Raw genomic sequence first — 15,461 nt, forward strand, 5'->3', positions numbered from 1 at the left:
CTCGGCCATGCCGCTGGACATGCGCTTCGGCGCGGACGACCTGCTGCGCATCCGCTTCGCCATCTCGCCGCTGTGCGAGACCCACGAAGCCGTACGGACCCTGTGGCGCACCGACCGGCACGGCTACCACCTGCCCTGGCTGCGGCGGATGCGCGCGGCGCTGGCGGGCCTGGACCTGTCCGCGCTGTGGCTCCTGATGCCGTCCCCGCAGCCCGGCTACACCCCCGACTTCCTGGGGCCGCCGCCGCAGGCGTCGCTCGCCCCCTTCGACGAGGAGCTGGCCCGCGTACGGGCCACGGACCCCGCGCTCGCCCGCGCCGAGCTGGCGAAGTCGCTCGCCTGTACGCCGGGCGCCGCCGAGTCCCCGCGGGGCCGCGCGATGCTGGCGGACCCGGCGCGCGCCGTACAGGAGCTGGCCGACGCCACCGAGCGGGCCTGGCACGCGCTGCTGGCCCCGGACTGGCCGCGGCTGCGCGCCCTGCTGGAGGCCGAGGTCGCCTACCGGTCGCGGCAGCTGGCGAGCGACGGGCTGGAGAAGCTGTTCGCGGACCTCAGCCCGCGGATCACCTGGTCCGGCGGCACCCTCACGGTCCGTACCCGTCCCCGTTTCCTGCAGATCCAGGATCTCGCGGGGCGGGGCGTGCTGCTGATGCCGAGCGTCTTCGTGTGGCCCGACGTGGTGAGCGCCTACGAGCCGCACTGGCAGCCCACCGTCGTCTACCCGGCGCGCGGCATCGGCGGGCTGTGGCAGGAGCCGGAGACGGGCCCGGCGCTGGCCCGGCTGCTCGGCGCGAACCGGGCGGCGGTGCTCGGCGCGCTGGACGAGCCGGCGTCGACCACGGCGCTGGCGCAGCGGCTGGGGCTGGCGCCCTCGTCGGTGTCGGCGCAGCTGTCGGTGCTGCGCGGCGCCGGGCTGCTGACGTCGTGCCGGCACGGGCACGAGGTGCTGTACGAGCGCACGCCGCTGGGTATCGCGCTCAGCGCGGGCGGTACGCCGCCGCGCTGAGCGCGTACGCCCTAGTTGCCGGAGTCCGCCGAGAGATAGCGCTCGACGGTCTCGACCTTGGAGGTCAGGCCGTCGGTGACGGAGGGCCTGATGTCGGCCTTCAGGACGAGCGAGACCCGCCCGGCGCGCGCCTCGACGGCGGCCACGGCGCGTTTGACGACGTCCATGACCTCGTCCCACTCGCCCTCGACGGACGTGAACATCGCGTCCGTACGGTTGGGCAGCCCGGACTCGCGGACCACCCGTACGGCGTCGGCGACGTACTCCCCGACGTCCTCACCCACCCCCAGCGGGCTCACCGAAAATGCGACGATCATGCGTTGACCACGCCCTCCTTGCGGGCGCGGGCGGCGATGACGCTCGCCTCGGCCTCGCGCTTGAGCATGCGTTCGGCGAAGAAGCCGCCGGTGGGCAGGACGGAGAGCACGAAGTACAGCGCGGCGGTCTTGAACTGCCACTTGGTGCGGTTCCAGGCGTCCAGCCAGAACACCACGTACAGGATGAACAGGATGCCGTGCACCATGCCCATCGCCATCACACCGTCGAAGCTGGTGGTCCGCTTGAGGACCGAGCAGACGAGCAGCAGCAGGAAGGACACCGCCTCGGGGGCGGAGACCAGGCGGAGCCGGCGCAGGGCGGAAGCGGTCTTGATGTCCACGGGAACCTCGTTCGGGTGGCAGGAGGCGGCACGATGCGCTTGTGCGACATTTCACAAGGGCGCCCCCATTGTTGCAGGCCCGCAAAGGATCACTGTTCAGGGGTCGGTGCGCCGGATACCTTCGATCCTGTGGCTCAGTTTCGGCTCCAGGGGAGCAAAGTGCTCGCCGTCGACATGACCGGCGACGCCGTGAAAGCGAAGAACGGCGCGATGGTCGCCTACGACGGCCGGATGACGTTCAAGAAGATGACCGGCGGCGGTGACGGGCTGCGCGGCATGGTCACCCGCCGGCTGACCGGCGAACAGATGGAAGTGATGGAGGTGAAGGGCCACGGCACCTGCTACTTCGCCGACCGCGCGAGCGAGATCAACCTCGTACAGCTGCACGGCGAGAAGCTGTACGTGGAGGCCAGCAACCTGCTGTGCACCGACGCGGCGCTGCGCACCGGCACCACCTTCACCGGGCTGCGCGGCGCCTCGCAGGGCAACGGGCTGTTCACCACCACCGTCGAGGGCAGCGGCCAGGCCGCGATCGTCTCCGACGGCCCGGCCGTGGTGCTGCGCGTCACCAAGCAGTACCCGCTCCAGGTCGACCCGGGCGCGTACGTCGCGCACACCGGCGACCTCAAACAGCACTTCCAGTCCGGGGTGAACTTCCGCACCTTCATGGGGGAGGGCTCCGGCGAGTCCTTCCAGATCCGCTTCGAGGGCGAGGGCCTGGTGTACGTACAGCCCAGCGAGCGCAACACCGTCGGCGGGGAGGTCTGATGCCGTTCACCGCCGTCAACTCCCGCATGGTGCGCGCGCAGATCGGCCCGGGGCAGCGGATGTTCAGCCAGCGCGGCGCGATGCTCGCCTACCAGGGCGACGTCAGCTTCACCCCCAACATCCAGGGCGGCCAGGGCGGCATCGGCTCGATGATCGGCCGCCGCATCGCCAACGAGGCGACGCCGCTGATGACCGTGGAGGTCCCCCAAGGCCTTGAGGGCCAGGGAGGTGCCCCCACCGGCACCGTCCTCTTCGGCCACGGCGGCCACCACATCCACGTCGTCGACCTGACCGGCGAGACCCTGTACGTCGAGGCGGACCGGCTGCTCGCCTTCGACGGGACGCTCCAGCAGGGCACGATGTTCATGGGCTCGCAGGGCGGCGTGATGGGCATGGTGCGCGGCCAGGTCACCGGCCAGGGCCTGTTCACCACCACCCTCAAGGGGCAGGGCGCGGTGGCCGTGATGGCACACGGCGGCGTCATCGAACTGCCCATCACCCCGCAGGGGTCCGTCCACGTCGACCCGCAGGCGTACGTGGCGCACCGCGGCGACGTCCGCAACAAGCTGTCCACGGCCCTCGGCTGGCGGGACATGGTCGGCCGCGGCTCGGGCGAGGCGTTCCAGCTGGAGCTGTCCGGCCAGGGCACCGTCTACGTACAGGCGTCGGAGGAGAAACTGTGACCGGTCCCGTCGTTTTCGACCCCCACACGCTCCCCTCGGACGACAACGTCAACGAGTACACCTTCAGCGTGGACCTGAACGGCCAGTGGTTCCTGCAGAAGGGGAAGATGATCGCCTACTACGGGCGGATCGACTTCCAGGGCATCGGGCACGGCGCGCTGGAGCGCCTGATCGCCCACAGTTTCCATTCGCCATTGCACGCGGCGGACTGGGTCGTCGCCGAGGGCCAGGGCAAGATGCTCCTCGCCGACCGGGCGTTCGACGTCAATTCCTACGATCTGGAAGACGGCAACCTGACCATTCGCTCGGGCAACCTGCTCGCCTTTCAGCCATCTCTGTCGCTGAAGCAGTCGATCGTCCCGGGCTTCCTCACGCTGATCGGCACGGGCAAGTTCGTGGCCGCCTCCAACGGCCCGGTCGTCTTCATGGAGCCGCCGATCCGGGTGGACCCGCAGGCCCTGGTGGGCTGGGCCGACTGCCCCTCGCCCTGCCATCACTACGACCACCAGTACCTGCGCGGATTCCTCGGCGGTGTCCGGGCGCACACGGGCCTGGGCGGAGTCTCCGGCGAGGAGCACCAGTTCGAGTTCGTCGGAGCGGGCACGGTGCTGCTCCAGTCCACCGAGCAGCTGATGCCGGAGGTGGCCACGGGCGAGGTCACGGCCGGGGCGGGGGTGCCGGGCGGGGGCGAGGCAACTCGCCAAAGTGGCTCACAACTGCCCCAGCTTCCGGGCGGGCTCGGGGGCCTCCAGCGCCGCTTCGGGCTGTGAGCGGTAGTCTGCGGACGGTGACCTCGAACGTCTGAGCACGTGCCCGACCGAGCGCCCTGGGCCATGTCACAGCCATGACTAATTCGATATTCAACTTTCACGGGTAGAATTCATTCATGACGACCGACAGCGACACTCCCTGGCTGACCGACCAGGAGCAGCGAGCGTGGCGTACCCACCTGGACGTCAGCCGGCTGCTGATGCACCAGTTGGAGCGCGACCTGCAGCCGTTCGGACTGACCATCAACGACTACGAGATCCTGGTCAACCTCTCCGAGGCCGAGGACCGGCGGCTGCGCATGAGCGACCTGGCAGCCGCCACCCTCCAGTCCAAGAGCCGCCTGTCCCACCAGATCACCCGCATGGAGAACGCGGGCCTGGTACGCCGTGAGAGCTGCGAGTCCGACCGCCGCGGTCTGTACGCGGTCCTCACGGACGAAGGCTGGGAGACCATGCGCCGGGTCGCGCCGCACCACGTCGCGTCCGTACGCCGGCACTTCATCGACCTGTTCACCCCCGAGAACCTCGCGTCCCTCCGGGACTCCCTGACCCCGGTGGCCGAGCACCTGCGAGGCCGCCGCGGCAAGGTCTGACGGCTACACCACCGGCAGCCGCAGCTCGAACACCGAGCCCGCACGCACGGCCAGCGTGCCACCGTGCCGCTCGGCGACGTCGCGGGCGATGGCGAGGCCGAGGCCGGCCCCGCCGTCGTCGCGGCTACGGGCGTCGTCGAGCCGTACGAACCGCTCGAAGATCCGCTCACGCTCCTCCGGCGGCACCCCGGGCCCGTCGTCCTCGACCCGCAGCACGGCCCACCGCCCGTCGCACACCACACTCGCCCGTACGACGCCCTCCGCATGCCGCTGCGCGTTGTCCAGCAGATTCCCCAGCACCCGCCCCAGCTGACTCCGCGACCCCGCGACCTCCACCCCCGCCAGCTCCCCCACCTGCACGGCGATCCGGTCCCCCACCCGCTGCGAGACGTCCTCGCGGACCAGCGCAGCCAGATCGATCCGCGCGTCCGCCGGACGCTCCCCCGCGTCCAGCCGCGCCAGCAGCAGCAGGTCCGCCGCCAGATTCTGCAGCCGTACGGTGTCCTCCACGGCGCCCTCCGCGTCCAGCAGCTCCGGATGGGCGATGCCCACCTCCAACTGCGTCCGCAGGCTCGCGATCGGGCTGCGCAGCTCGTGCGAGGCGTCCGCCACGAACCGTCGCTGCCGCTCCACCGACGCCTGAAGCGCGCCGAGCGTCTCGTTCGTCGTACGGGCCAGCCGGTCGATCTCGTCCCGCGACCCCGGCTCCGGGACCCGCCGCGACAGGTCCGTACTCGCCGTGATCACCGCCATCTCCCGCCGGATGCCCTCCACCGGCCGCAGCGCCCGCCGCGTCACCAGCCAGGTCACCCCCGCCACGACCAGCAGCAGACACGGCAGCCCGATGAGCATCGCGGTACGCACCGAACCCACCGCCTCGCGCTCCGCCGCCAGCGGCGCCCCGGCCCGCACCACGGCCTTGTCGCCCCGCGTGTCCTTCGCCTCCACCGTGGCGAACCGGTAATCCGCCGTGCGGTGCCCGACCGTGGCCGTACCGGCACTGTGCCGCGCCGAGTCCTCGACCTCCCCCGGCTTGATCCCCTGCTCGTCGTCACCGTCATCGTCGTCGTCCGGCTGCCGCGCGGCCGGCGGATGCCGCTCCGTCACGGCCTTCCCGTCCACCGCCCGTACGTCCTCGCCCGCCGCCAGCACCCGCCCGTCCTCGGCCAGCACCACCACCGGACGGTCCTCCCCGTCCGGCAGATCCAGCTTCCGGTACGGCTTGCCCGTGGCGATCTGCGTCGCGACCTCCCGCGCGGCGTTCTCCGCCTGGAGATCCGCCTGCCCCACCAGGTTGCTCTTCAGCACCAGCAGCAACGCCGTTCCCGCCGCGACCAGCGCCACCGCCACCACGAGCGAGGCGCCCGCCGCGGCCCGGACCCGTACCTTCCCGAAGAACCTACGCACCGGACACCAGCCGGTAACCGGCGCCGCGCACCGTCACGATCGCCGCCGCGCCCAGCTTTCGGCGCAGCGCGCTCACGTACACCTCGACGATGTTGTCGTCGCCCTCGTAAGCGAAGTCCCACACGTGCTCCAGGATCTCCGCCTTCGACACGACATCCCCCGCGCGCAGCGCCAACTGCTCCAGCACCGCGAACTCCTTCGCGGTCAGGACCACCTCCGCCCCGCCCCGCTCCACCCGGTGCGAACCCTGATCGATGGTCAACTCCCCCACCCGCAGCACCGGCAGCGCCGACCGGCCGCGGCGGCGCAGCAGCGCCTTGACCCGGGCCACCAGGACCACATACGAGAACGGCTTCGTCAGATAGTCGTCCGCGCCGGTGTCCAGCCCCTCGGCCTCGTCGTACTCCCCGTCCTTGGCCGTCAGCATCAGGATCGGCACGTCGTTCCCGGCCGCGCGCAACGCGCCGCACACCCGGTAGCCGTTCATCCCCGGCAGCATGATGTCCAGCACGATCAGGTCGTACGCGCCCTCACCCGCCCGGTGCAGCCCCTCCAGGCCGTCGTGCACCACGTCGACCGCGTACCCCTCGGCCATCAGTCCCCTGGCCAGCGACAGAGCCAGCCGCTTCTCGTCCTCCACGATCAACAGGCGCATACGCACACGATGCCACCGCCCGCCTGAAGAACCCTTCAGGTGACTTCAGCCTGCCTTCAGCTTCGTTCGGCCACGGTGGACCACGTCATCGAGCAACACCTCACCAACCGGGGAGAACGAACCGAGATGAAGCGCAACATCGTCATCGCCACCGTGGCCGCGGCCGCCCTCGTCGGCGGCGGCACCGCAACCGCCGTCGCCTTCAGCGGCGACTCGGCCACGCCGTCCCAGTCGTCGACGCCGCGCTCCAGTGTCAGCGTCCCCGACGACGGTATGACCGAGGACGCACGGGAGGCCAAGGCCGCGTCCGTCACCGCCCCGCAGGCCGCGGCGGCCGCCCTCAAGGCCACTCCCGGCACCGTCACCGGCATCGACCTCGACCAGGACCGGCCCGGCCTGGTCTGGGAGGTCGACATCCTCGGCAAGGACAGCAAGTGGCACGAGGTCACGCTCGACGCGGGCAACGCGAAGGTCTTGAACCAGCGCGTCGAGCACGAGGGGGACGACGATCACGGCGTCGCCCACGCCCGCGCCGAGCTGAAGGGTGCCACGGTCGACGCCACGCAGGCGGCGCAGAAGGCCGCCGCCTCGTACGGCACGGTCACCTCCGTCGACCTGGACGACGACCACCGGGCCAGTGCCGCCTGGGAGGTCGAAACCGTCACCAAGGACGGCAAGGAGCACAAGGTTCTCGTGGACCCGAAGAGTGCGCGGGTGACGGTTGCTCCGCAGGAGGGCTCGGACGACGACTAGGCCCCCGGGGGGCTGGACCTGATTCGTCAGGTTCACCCCTGGCGGGGTGGGCGTTTGCGCTTCGCGCGGGGGGTGTGCTGGCGGGCGGGTCGCATTGTGTGACTCGTGGGGCGGGGGTGCGCAGGGGGCCAACTCCTCGACACCGTGTACGGCAACGGGGAATGTCATCGTGAACCCAGATACCCGGCTGCTCTGCGGGGATGGCCCCCTACGCACCCCCTCAGGTCGTTTGGCGACTGCGGCCAGCTGGGGGGAATTCATCGATCACCCCCGTGCCCGCCCACCACATGGTGAGGCTCATGGGGTGGAGGGCGGGGGCGGCTATGGCGTCACCCGGCGGCGGATGTGCACCCGCGGCGTGCCTGATCGGCGCCCACCTAGCGGTGAGGCCCACGGTGGCGGGGCGGGGACGGGCCATGGCGTCACCCAGCGGCGGGTGCGCACCTCATGGCGTGCCTGGCCCAGCCGCCACGCTCCGCGCGGCGGGCCCAGTCCACCGCGCTGCGCGCGGTGGACACGGCCCCGGCCCCTGCGCTGCGCGCAGGGGTATTGCAGCCACGATGGCGGGAAAGCCGCAATCCGGCCGGGCTCGGGTCCACGCAGGGGTCTCCCCGCAGAGCAGCCGGGTATCTGGGTTCACTATGTTTTCGCCGTTGACGTACACGGTGTCGAGGAGTGACCCCTGCGTGGGCCCGAGCCCACCCCCACCGGACCCCACGCGCACAACGCCCACCCCCACCGGGCCAACCGCGATCAACCCCCCGCATCCTCCCCCGTCAACCCCGCCACCAATTCGTCCGCCCCCGCGTACGGGTCCAACTCGCCCGCGACGATGCGTTCCGCCAGGACGGACAGGCGGCGGTCGCCGCGGAGGTCGCCGATGCGTTCGCGGAGGCGGGTGACGGCGATCGTTTCGACCTCGCGGGCCGCCCGCGCGCGGCGGCGCTCCGCGAGGACGCCGTGTTCCTCGGTCCAGGCGCGGTGCTTTTCGAGGGCCTCGACGACCTCGTCCGTACCTTCGCCCCGCGCGGCCACCGTCTTGACGATCGGCGGCCGCCAGTCGCCGGGCGCACGGGCCTCGCCCAGGCCGAGCATGTGGTTGAGCTCGCGGGCCGTCGCGTCGGCGCCGTCGCGGTCGGCCTTGTTGACGACGTAGACGTCGCCGATCTCCAGGATTCCGGCCTTGGCGGCCTGGATGCCGTCCCCCATGCCCGGTGCGAGCAGCACCATCGTCGTGTCGGCCTGGCCGGCGATGTCGACCTCGGACTGTCCGACGCCGACCGTCTCGACGAGCACGACGTCGCAGCCGGCCGCGTCCAGTACCCGGATGGCCTGGGGCGCGGACCAGGCGAGGCCGCCCAGGTGGCCGCGGGTGGCCATGGAGCGGATGTAGACGCCGGGGTCGGACGCGTGTTCCGACATGCGGACGCGGTCACCGAGCAGCGCGCCGCCGGAGAACGGGGAGGAGGGGTCCACGGCGAGCACCCCGACCCGCTTTCCGGCCCGCCGGTACGCGCTCACCAGCGCGGACGTGGAGGTCGACTTGCCGACGCCGGGCGACCCGGTCAGCCCGACCACGTACGCCTGGCCGGCCAGCGGAGCCAGCGCCGCCATCACCTCGCGCAGCTGCGGGGACGCGCCCTCCACCAGCGAGATCAGCCGGGCCACGGCCCGTGGCCGGCCCTGCCGTGCTTGTTCCACCAGCTCGGGGACGTCCACCATCGACCAGTTCCTCCCATTGTGTTCCACGTGGAGCATGTGTACGGCGGCGGGCAGAAGGCGGAGCCGGTGATCGGCCGTCGGCGGCACCGCGTCGCACGATCGCCGTAACGGCGCCCGGCCCCGGACCACCGCCCCGCGCAGCGCCGGCCTACTTCCCCGGCACGCGGATGATCAGCGCATCGCCCTGGCCGCCGCCACCGCACAGCGCCGCGGCCCCCACGCCACCGCCGCGCCGCCGCAGCTCCAGCGCGAGGTGGAGCACGATGCGGGCGCCGGACATGCCGATCGGGTGACCGAGCGCGATGGCTCCGCCGTTGACGTTCACCTTTTCCGGGGACACCCCGAGGTCCTTCATTGACTGCACGGCCACCGCGGCGAACGCCTCGTTGATCTCGATCAGGTCAAGATCTTCCACGGCGAGGCCGGCCTTGCCCAGGGCGTGCCGGATCGCGTTGCTCGGCTGGGACTGGAGGGAGTTGTCCGGGCCCGCCACGTTGCCGTGCGGGCCGATCTCGGCGATCCACTCCAGGCCCAGCTCCTGGGCCTTGGCCTTGCTCATCACGACCACCGCGGCGGCGCCGTCGGAGATCTGCGAGGCGGAGCCGGCGGTGATCGTGCCGTCCTTGGCGAAGGCGGGGCGGAGCTTGCCGAGGGATTCGGCGGTGGTTTCGGGCCGGATGCCCTCGTCCTTGCTGAAGACGACCGGCTCGCCCTTGCGCTGCGGGATTTCCACGGGCGTGATCTCGGCCTCGAAGAGGCCGTTCTTCTGGGCGGCGGCGGCCCGCTGGTGGGAGCGGGCGGCGATCTCGTCCTGTGCGGCGCGGCCGATGCCCAGGCGCGCGTTGTGCTTCTCGGTGGACTCGCCCATCGCGACGTTCTCGTACGCGTCGGTGAGGCCGTCGTGGGCCATCGAGTCGAGCATCTCGACGGCGCCGTACTTGAAGCCTTCGCGGGACTTGGGCAGCAGGTGGGGCGCGTTGGTCATGGACTCCTGGCCGCCGGCGACGACCACGTCGAACTCGCCGGCGCGGATCAGCTGGTCGGCGAGGGCGATGGCGTCGAGGCCGGAGAGGCAGACCTTGTTGACGGTCAGGGCCGGCACGCTCATCGGGATGCCGGCCTTGACGGCGGCCTGCCGGGCGGGGATCTGGCCCGCGCCGGCCTGGAGCACCTGGCCCATGATCACGTACTGCACCTGGTCGCCGCCGATGCCCGCCCGGTCCAGCGCGGCCTTGATGGCCGCGCCCCCCAGGTCGGCGCCGGAGAAGCTGCGCAGGGACCCCAGCAGGCGGCCCATGGGGGTACGGGCGCCCGCGACGATCACGGAGGTGGTGCTGGACGTACCGTTCGCTGTCGACATCAGCGCGGCCCTTCCTGTACAGGGAGGTTAACGAGGGTTCCCGTCAATGTACTGAGCGGTAGGCGCCGGGTCACCGGGCTGCGGGTGTGATCGCGCGCACGTTGCGTAACCACGCGTGCGAGCGGTGCACTGGAGCCATGCTGACGCGAATCGACCACATCGGGATCGCCTGCGAGAACCTCGACGCGACCGTCGAGTTCTACCGCGCCACGTACGGCTTCGAGGTGTTCCACACCGAGGTCAACGAGGAGCAGGGCGTCCGCGAGGCCATGCTGAAGATCAACGATACGTCGGACGGCGGCGCCTCGTACCTCCAGCTCCTGGAACCCACCCGGGAGGACTCCGCGGTGGGCAAGTGGCTCGCCAAGAACGGGGAGGGGGTGCACCACATCGCCTTCGGGACGGCTGATGTGGACGGGGACTCCGAGGCCGTCCGGGACAAGGGTGTGCGGGTGCTCTACGACGAGCCGCGCACGGGTTCCATGGGGTCGCGGATCACCTTTCTGCACCCCAAGGACTGCCACGGCGTGCTGACCGAACTGGTCACCGCGGCCCCTCACGAGGGAACTGCCGCCCCCTCTTCCTCGTCTACCTCCACGACTGAGCACTGACCTTTCCCTTCCCCGGCCGGTAGAGTGCATCTTCGGCCGGGGGCCGGGTCGGGGCCCGGTCCACACTCCGCCGATGATCTGACACCATTTCTTCGGAAGGGTCAGCTCCAGTACGCGCCCGGCACGAGGCAATTCGGGCTGCGGACGAGCAGATGGGAGCCGGCCGCCACCATGACCAGGGGACGGATGGGACCGCGCAGTGCGGGGCAACGACCGCTACGAGGCTGACGACCACCTCTCGCAGTTCGAGGCCGAGATGGAGCGGCTGAAGACGGAGCGGGACAAGGCGGTCCAGCACGCCGACGACCTCGGTTACCAGGTCGAGGTGTTGCGAGCCAAGCTCCATGAGGCGCGGCGCACCATCGCGGCCCGCCCTGCTTACGACAACGTCAGCCACCAGGCCGAGCAGCTGCTGCGCAACGCCCAGATCCAGGCCGACCAGTTGCGTACGGACGCCGAGCGCGAGGTGCGCGAGGCGCGTGCCCAGACGCAGCGGCTGCTCCAGGAGCAGGCCGAGCGCCAGGCGCGCATGGAGTCCGACCTGCACGCCGAGGCGGTCGAGCGACGCCGCCGGCTGGACGAGGAGCTCAACGAGCGCCGTCAGACCGTCGAGTCGCACGTCAACGAGAACGTGGCCTGGGCGGAGCAGCTGCGGGCCCGTACGGAGTCGCAGGCGCGCCGTCTCATGGACGAGTCGCGGACCGAGGCCGAGCAGGCGCTGACCGCAGCCCGCGCCGAGGCGCAGCGGCTGGCCGAGCAGACCCGTACCCGGCTGGGCAGCGAGGCCGAGCAGGCGCGCACCGAGGCCGAGGCCGTGCTGCGCCGGGCCCGTACGGACGCCGAGCGGCTGCTGAACGCCGCCTCCAGCCAGGCCCAGGAGGCCACGGACCAGGCCGAGCAGCTGCGCACCAGCGTCGGTACGGAGTCCGAGGAGGCGCGGCGGCAGGCCGCGGAGCTGACGAAGACCGCCGAGACCCGGATGCAGGAGGCCGACCGCGCGCTGCGCGAGGCCCGCGCCGAGGCGGAGAAGCTGGTCTCCGAGGCGCAGGAGAGCGCCACCAAGCGGCTGTCGGCCGCCGAGGCGGACCAGGAGCAGCGCCTGCGGACGGCCAAGGCGGAGATCGCCCGGCTGGTCGGCGAGGCCACGAAGGAGGCCGACGCCCTCAAGGCGGAGGCCGAGCAGCTGCGCGCGGACGCCCGTACGGAGACCGAGCGGCTGGTCGCCGAGGCGCAGGAGGCCGCCAGGTCCAAGGCGGCGGAGGACTCGGCGGCGCAGCTCGCGAAGGCCGCGCGGACCGCGGAGGAGGTGCTGACCAAGGCGTCGGAGGACGCCAAGGCCACCACGAAGGCCGCGGCCGAGGAGGCCGAGCGGGTCCGCCGGGAGGCCGAGGCCGAGGCGGACCGGCTGCGCGGTGAGGCGCACGACACAGCCGAGCAGCTCAAGGGCGCCGCCAAGGACGACACGAAGGAGTACCGCGCCAAGACCGTCGAGCTCCAGGAGGAGGCGCGGCGGCTGCGCGGCGAGGCCGAGCAGCTGCGGTCCGAGGCCGTCGACGAGGGCGACCGGATCCGGGCGGAGGCACGCCGCGAGGCGGTCCAGCAGATCGAGGAGGCGGCCGCCACCGCCGAGGAGCTGCTGGCCAAGGCGAAGTCCGACGCCGAGGAGACCCGTTCGGGCGCGAGCGCGGAGAGCGAACGGGTACGGACCGAGGCCGTCGAGCGGGCCACCGCCCTGCGCAAGCAGGCCGAGGAGGCACTCGAAAGCGCCCGCGCGCAGGCCGAGGAGCTGCGGAGCGAGGGCGAGGAGGCCGCCGCCGGGCTGAGGTCGGAGGCGGAGGAAGCCGCGCGGCAGCTGCGTACGGAGGCCGAGGAGGCCGCCGCCGAGCGCCGTACCGAGGTGCAGGAGGAGCTGGACCGGCTCCGGACGGAGGCCGCGGAGAAGGTCACCGCGGCCGAGGAGTCGCTGCACGACGCCCGTGGCGAGGCCGAGAAGCTGCGCCGGGAGGCACAGGAGGAGGCCGCCCGGCTCAAGGCGGAGTCGGCGGAGCGGCTGCGGGTGCTCCAGCAGCAGGCCGAGGACGAGGCCGAGCGGCTGCGTACGGAGGCGGCGACCGACGCGTCCGCCGCGCGCGCCGAGGGCGAGTCCGTCGCCGTACGGCTGCGCAGTGACGCCGCCGCCGAGGCGGAGCGTCTGAAGACCGAGGCCCAGGAGACCGCGGACCGGGTGCGCGCGGAGGCCGCCGCCGCCGCGGAGCGCACGGGCGCGGAGGCCGCCGAGGCGCTGGCCGCCGCCCAGGAGGAGGCGGCCCGCCGCCGCCGGGAGGCCGAGCAGCTGCTCGGTGAGGCCCGCGAGGAGGCGCACCAGGAGCGCACGGCCGCGCGTGAGCAGAGCGAGGAGCTGCTCGCCTCGGCCCGTACACGGGTCGCCGAGGCGCAGGAGGAGGCCGAGCGGCTGGTCGAGGAGGCCGACCGGCGGGCCGCCGAGCTGGTCGCGGCGGCCGAGCAGACCGCCCAGCAGGTGCGGGACGCGGTCGCCGGGCTGCACGAGCAGGCCGAGGAGGAGATCGCCGGGCTGCGTTCGGCGGCCGAGCACTCCGCGGACCGTACGCGGACCGAGGCGCAGGAGGAGGCCGACCGGGTACGGGCCGACGCGTACGCGGAGCGTGAGCGCGCCGCCGAGGACGCGGGCCGCGCCCGGCGCGAGGCCCAGGAGGAGGCCGAGGCCGCGAAGGCGCTGGCGGACCGGACGGTCGCGGAGGCCATCGCGGAGGCCGACCGGCTGCGCGCGGAGGCCGACAGCACGCTGGACGAGGCGCGCGAGGCGGCCGGCAAGGCCCGTACGGACGCCGCCGAGCAGGCCGACACCCTGGTCGCGGAGGCCACCGCGCAGGCCGAGAAGCTGGTGGCGGACGCCTCCGCCAGGGCGCAGCAGCTGCGTACGGACGCGTCCGACGCGCTGGCCTCGGCCGAGCAGGACGCCAACCGCGCCCGCGCGGAGGCCCGCAACGACGCCAACCGGATGCGTTCGGACGCCGCCGAGCAGGTGGACCAGCTCATCACCGAGGCCCGTACCGAGGCCGAACGGATCGTCACCGAGGCGACCGAGCTGACCTCTTCGGCGCAGGACGACGCGGACCGCACGGTCCGCGAGGCCCAGGAGGCCGCCGAGCAGCTGCGGGCCGACGGCGAGCAGCGGGCGGCGGAGCTGGTCGCGGAGGCGACCGGCGAGGCCGAGCGGCTGCGGACCGAGGCCGCCGAGGCGCTGGAGAGCGCGCGTCAGGAGGCGGAGCGGACCGGCGACGAGGCGCGCGAGGCGGCGAACAGGACCCGTTCGGACGCCGCCGAGCAGGCCGACCAGCTGATGTCCGAGGCCGGCAGCGAGGCCGAGAAGCTGCGTGCGGACGCGGCGGAGGCCACCGCGGGCGCCGAGCGGGACGCGGACCGCACCCGGGCGGACGCCCGCGAGCAGGCCGACCGGATGATCGCCGAGGCCACCGCCGAGGCGGACCGGCTGCGCGCGGAGGCGGCGGACACCGTCACCTCGGCGCAGGAGCACGCCACCCGGACGCGTGCGGAGTCCGAACGGATCAAGGAGGACGCGGAGGCGGAGGCCGACCGGCTGCGTACCGAGGCGCTGGAGGAGTCGGAGCAGACCGTCGACGCGGCGCGCAAGGACGCGGCGCAGCGCCGTTCGGACGCCGCCGAGCAGGCCGACCAGCTGGTGGCCAAGGCCCAGGAGGAGGCGCTGAAGTCGGCGACCGCCGCCGAGGAGCAGTCCGACCTGATGGTGGGCGCGGCCCGCAAGGAGGCCGACCGGATCGTCGCCGAGGCCACCGCCGAGGGCAACGCGCGGGTCGAGAAGTCCCGTACGGACGCGGACGTCCTGCTGAGCGAGGCCCGCGGGGACGCCACCGCCATAAGGGACCGCGCGGAGGAGCTGCGGACCCGCATCGAGGGCGAGGTCGAGGAGCTGCACGACCGGGCCCGCCGCGAGTCGTCGGAGACGATGAAGAACGCCGGGGAGCGCGTCGACAAGCTGATCGCGCAGGCCACGCAGCAGCAGGCGGAGGCCGAGGAGAAGGCCAAGCGGATGGTGTCGGACGCCAGCAGCGAGGCCAGCAAGGTCCGGATCGCCGCGGTGAAGAAGGCGGAGGGGCTGCTCAAGGAGGCCGAGCAGAAGAAGGCCGCGGCCGTACGGGAGTCGGAGCGCCTGCGCACCGAGGCCCGCGCGGAGGCGGAGCAGATCGTGGAGGAGGGCAAGCGCGAGCTGGAGGTGCTGGTGCGGCGCCGCAAGGACATCAACGCGGAGATCTCCCGTGTCCAGGACGTGCTGGAGGCGTTGGAGTCTTTCGAGGCCCCGGCCAACGGTGGTGGCAAGGACGGGGCGAAGGCCGCGGCGGGGGCGGGCGCAACTCGTTCGAGTGGCAAGCAGTCTGAGGGGTAGCCACCCGAATGAGGGGCCATTCTCCACTCCA

Annotated in this window: 14 protein-coding genes; 8 read left to right on the forward strand and 6 right to left on the reverse strand. The window is 72.5% G+C overall.

Annotated elements, in window-relative coordinates:
- Window positions 1–7 precede the first annotated feature (7 nt).
- Window positions 8–1,006 carry an ArsR/SmtB family transcription factor gene (locus A6A06_RS00775; protein WP_073757745.1) on the forward strand — a complete coding sequence of 333 codons (999 nt, stop codon included), beginning with the start codon at window positions 8–10 and terminating at the stop codon, window positions 1,004–1,006.
- A gap of 11 nt (window positions 1,007–1,017) precedes the next feature.
- Here A6A06_RS00775 and A6A06_RS00780 read toward each other — a convergent pair whose 3' ends face one another.
- Both A6A06_RS00780 and A6A06_RS00785 read right to left on the reverse strand, forming a co-directional pair.
- Complete coding sequence (locus A6A06_RS00780) at window positions 1,018–1,323, reverse strand: MTH1187 family thiamine-binding protein (RefSeq protein ID WP_073757747.1); 306 nt, start codon at window positions 1,321–1,323, stop codon at window positions 1,018–1,020.
- Window positions 1,320–1,664, reverse strand: a complete 345-nt coding sequence (locus A6A06_RS00785) for a DUF3817 domain-containing protein (protein ID WP_073757749.1) — start codon at window positions 1,662–1,664, stop codon at window positions 1,320–1,322. Before A6A06_RS00785 ends, A6A06_RS00780 begins: the two co-directional genes overlap by 4 nt.
- Before the next feature lie 129 nt (window positions 1,665–1,793).
- Here A6A06_RS00785 and A6A06_RS00790 point away from each other — a divergent pair, with 129 nt between their 5' ends.
- From A6A06_RS00790 to A6A06_RS00805, 4 genes are all read left to right on the forward strand, one after another.
- On the forward strand, window positions 1,794–2,432 hold the full coding sequence (locus A6A06_RS00790; protein WP_073757751.1) for an AIM24 family protein: 639 nt from the start codon (window positions 1,794–1,796) through the stop codon (window positions 2,430–2,432).
- Complete coding sequence (locus tag A6A06_RS00795; RefSeq protein ID WP_073757753.1) at window positions 2,432–3,115, forward strand: AIM24 family protein; 684 nt, start codon at window positions 2,432–2,434, stop codon at window positions 3,113–3,115. The genes A6A06_RS00790 and A6A06_RS00795 overlap by 1 nt, the downstream gene beginning before the upstream one ends.
- Complete coding sequence (locus A6A06_RS00800) at window positions 3,112–3,885, forward strand: AIM24 family protein (RefSeq protein ID WP_073757755.1); 774 nt, start codon at window positions 3,112–3,114, stop codon at window positions 3,883–3,885. The genes A6A06_RS00795 and A6A06_RS00800 overlap by 4 nt, the downstream gene beginning before the upstream one ends.
- 116 nt (window positions 3,886–4,001) lie before the next feature.
- Window positions 4,002–4,478 carry a MarR family winged helix-turn-helix transcriptional regulator gene (locus A6A06_RS00805; protein WP_073757757.1) on the forward strand — a complete coding sequence of 159 codons (477 nt, stop codon included), beginning with the start codon at window positions 4,002–4,004 and terminating at the stop codon, window positions 4,476–4,478.
- Window positions 4,479–4,481: 3 nt separating this feature from the next.
- On the opposite strand, the gene A6A06_RS00810 is transcribed toward A6A06_RS00805, so the two are convergent.
- A complete protein-coding gene (locus A6A06_RS00810) occupies window positions 4,482–5,885 on the reverse strand; it encodes a sensor histidine kinase (protein ID WP_073757759.1) in 1,404 nt (467 codons plus the stop codon).
- On the reverse strand, window positions 5,878–6,540 hold the full coding sequence (locus A6A06_RS00815) for a response regulator transcription factor (RefSeq protein WP_075806930.1): 663 nt from the start codon (window positions 6,538–6,540) through the stop codon (window positions 5,878–5,880). Before A6A06_RS00815 ends, A6A06_RS00810 begins: the two co-directional genes overlap by 8 nt.
- Before the next feature lie 126 nt (window positions 6,541–6,666).
- Between A6A06_RS00815 and A6A06_RS00820 the strand changes: the two genes are divergently transcribed.
- A complete protein-coding gene (locus tag A6A06_RS00820; RefSeq protein WP_073759583.1) occupies window positions 6,667–7,293 on the forward strand; it encodes a PepSY domain-containing protein in 627 nt (208 codons plus the stop codon).
- A gap of 753 nt (window positions 7,294–8,046) precedes the next feature.
- On the opposite strand, the gene meaB is transcribed toward A6A06_RS00820, so the two are convergent.
- Together meaB and A6A06_RS00830 are read right to left on the reverse strand one after the other, a co-directional pair.
- Window positions 8,047–9,015: a methylmalonyl Co-A mutase-associated GTPase MeaB gene (gene meaB / locus A6A06_RS00825; protein ID WP_073757761.1), complete on the reverse strand. Its 969-nt coding sequence runs from the start codon at window positions 9,013–9,015 to the stop codon at window positions 8,047–8,049.
- A 148-nt stretch (window positions 9,016–9,163) separates the two neighbouring features.
- The gene (locus A6A06_RS00830; protein ID WP_073759585.1) at window positions 9,164–10,339 is read right to left on the reverse strand and encodes an acetyl-CoA C-acetyltransferase; all 1,176 of its coding nucleotides are present in this window, start codon (window positions 10,337–10,339) and stop codon (window positions 9,164–9,166) included.
- Between the two features lie 173 nt (window positions 10,340–10,512).
- Between A6A06_RS00830 and mce the strand changes: the two genes are divergently transcribed.
- Window positions 10,513–10,986 (forward strand): methylmalonyl-CoA epimerase, encoded by a 474-nt coding sequence (gene mce / locus A6A06_RS00835; RefSeq protein WP_073757762.1) that lies wholly within the window; start codon window positions 10,513–10,515, stop codon window positions 10,984–10,986.
- 199 nt (window positions 10,987–11,185) lie between these two features.
- Window positions 11,186–15,430 carry a polarized growth protein Scy gene (gene scy, locus A6A06_RS00840; protein WP_073757763.1) on the forward strand — a complete coding sequence of 1,415 codons (4,245 nt, stop codon included), beginning with the start codon at window positions 11,186–11,188 and terminating at the stop codon, window positions 15,428–15,430.
- Window positions 15,431–15,461 lie beyond the last annotated feature (31 nt).

This window comes from Streptomyces sp. CB02923 (assembly GCF_001905005.1).
Lineage (GTDB): Bacteria > Actinomycetota > Actinomycetes > Streptomycetales > Streptomycetaceae > Streptomyces.